Annotated in this window: 3 protein-coding genes; all 3 read left to right on the top strand. The window is 72.5% G+C overall.

The genetic code is table 11. The annotated features are described in order from the left end of the window. Positions 1-649 (top strand): CbtA family protein (locus V6M57_RS09755; RefSeq protein ID WP_332814792.1); only part of this gene is annotated, 649 nt, incomplete at its 5' end. After that, positions 646-1623, top strand: coding sequence for a precorrin-3B C(17)-methyltransferase (gene cobJ / locus V6M57_RS09750; protein WP_332814791.1), 978 nt, complete (start codon positions 646-648; stop codon positions 1621-1623). The genes V6M57_RS09755 and cobJ, both read left to right, overlap by 4 nt. Next, positions 1620-1973, top strand: a complete 354-nt coding sequence (locus V6M57_RS09745; protein ID WP_068171538.1) for a (2Fe-2S) ferredoxin domain-containing protein — start codon at positions 1620-1622, stop codon at positions 1971-1973. The genes cobJ and V6M57_RS09745 overlap by 4 nt, the downstream gene beginning before the upstream one ends. Positions 1974-1998 lie beyond the last annotated feature (25 nt).

The raw sequence follows: 1998 nt of genomic DNA, 5'->3' as shown, positions 1-1998 counted from the left end.
CCACGCGGACGGCGCGGCGCACGACCATGGCGACACCGCCGAGGCCTGGGCGCCGGCCGATGGCGCCGAGCGCCTGTTCTGGTCCTGGGTGGCCAATCTGCTGCACGCCTTCAGCATGGCGCTGCTGTTGCTGGCGGTGATGGGGCTGTGCCTGTGGCGGGGCGCCACGCAGCGCTCCGTGCCGCTGGCGCTGTGGACGGCGGCCGCGGGCTGGCTGGTGTTCCACCTCTGGCCATCGCTGGGTCTGCCCGCCGAAATCCCCGGCATGGACGCCGCCCGCCTGGGCTCGCGCCAGGGCTGGTGGCTGCTGGCGGCGGGCAGTGCCGCGCTGGCCTGCGCCTCGGTGGCCGGCCTGCGCAGCCCCCTGCGCTGGGCCGCCGCGCTGGCGTGGCTGGCGCTGCCCTTCGTGGTGGGGGCGCCGCACATCGCGGCCGATCCGCTGGCCGGGTTCACCGGCGAGGCCCAGGCGACCCTGCGCCGGCTGGGCGGCGATTTCGTCTGGGCCACCACCTGGCTGTCGCTCGGCTTCTGGGCCAGCCTCGGCGCGGTGGGCGGCCCGGCCTTCGGGCGCTGGCTGCGCCCGGCGCTGGAGCGCGCCTTGAACCCCGCCGGCGCCACGGCCGGCACGCCCGCGAAAGCCGCCCCGTGAGCGGCAGCATCGCATTGGTGGGCATCGGCCCGGGCAGCCACGACCACATGACGCACCGGGCCCGCGCGGTGATCGCCGAGGCCGACGTGGTGGTGGGCTACGTCACCTACATCAAGCTGGTGGCCGATCTGCTCGAAGGCAAGGAGGTCATCCGCAAGGGCATGACCGAGGAGCTGGACCGCGCCGTGCACGCGCTGGAGCGCGCGCGCGAGGGCAAGAAGGTGGCCCTGATCTCCAGCGGCGACGCTGGCGTGTACGGCATGGCCGGGCCGACCTACGAGGTGCTGTTCCAGGCCGGCTGGACGCCCGAGTCGGACGTGAGCGTGGAGGTGGTGCCGGGCGCCTCGGCCATCAACGCCTGCGCGGCGCTGGTGGGCGCGCCGCTCACGCACGACTTCTGCTCGATCTCGCTGAGCGACCTGCTCACGCCCTGGCCGGTGATCGCGCGCCGGCTGGACGCGGTCGCCGCGTCGGACTTCGTGGTGGCGCTCTACAACCCCAAGAGCGGACGACGCACCCAGCAGATCGTGCAGGCGCAGGCGCTGTTCCTGCGGCACCGCCGGCCCGACACGCCGGTGGCGGTGGTCAAGTCGGCCTACCGCAAGCGCGAGCGCGTCGAGTTCACCACGCTGGCGCACATGAGCGAGTGCGAGATCGGCATGCTCACCACCGTGCTGATCGGCAACAGCCACACCTTCGTGCGCCATGGCCTGATGGTCACGCCGCGCGGCTACGCCAACAAGTACGACCTGGACGAAGGCGGCAGCACGCGCGAAGGCGAGAAGGCGGGCCGGTCCCTGTCGAGCGGGCTGCTGGGCTGGATGGCGCAGCTGCGCGCCGACCATGCCGAGGGCACCGGTGTGGCCACGCTCGCGCAGCAGCACGGGCTGCCGCCCGACTACATCGAGGCGGTGCTGAGCGCGGCGGTGGACGAGCCGGAAACCACGACCCCCGCCGAGGAGACCGAGGGATGAGCCAGGACACCGTGGAAAAGCCCCGCATCGGCGCCTACAAACGCCACCTGCTGATCTGCACCGGTCCGCGCTGCACGCAGGACGGCGCCTCGCAAGACCTGTTCGACAGCCTGGGCGAGAAGTTCAAGGCGGCCGGGCTGCACGACGGCGAACTGCGCGTGAAACGCAGCCGCGTGAGCTGTTTTGCCGCCTGCAAGGGCGGGCCGGTGATGTGCGTGCAGCCCGATGGCACCTGGTACTACAACGTGACCGATGCCAACATGGACCGCATCATCGACCAGCACCTCAAGCACGGTCGCGTGGTCGAAGACCTGGTGTTCCACCAGGGGCCCCAGGGGTCGGACGCTTGACGCCGGGCCACTCGCAGCAGGCGCC

Origin of the sequence: Ramlibacter sp., from assembly GCF_036676645.1 — a bacterium.
Classification (GTDB): domain Bacteria; phylum Pseudomonadota; class Gammaproteobacteria; order Burkholderiales; family Burkholderiaceae_C; genus Ramlibacter.
This window is presented reverse-complemented; position numbering and strand designations above follow the sequence as displayed.

Coding starts and splice junctions, on each gene's coding strand:
- V6M57_RS09745 (WP_068171538.1), top strand. CDS start 1,620: ATGAGCCAGGACACCGTGGAAAAGCCCCGCATCGGCGCCTACAAACGC.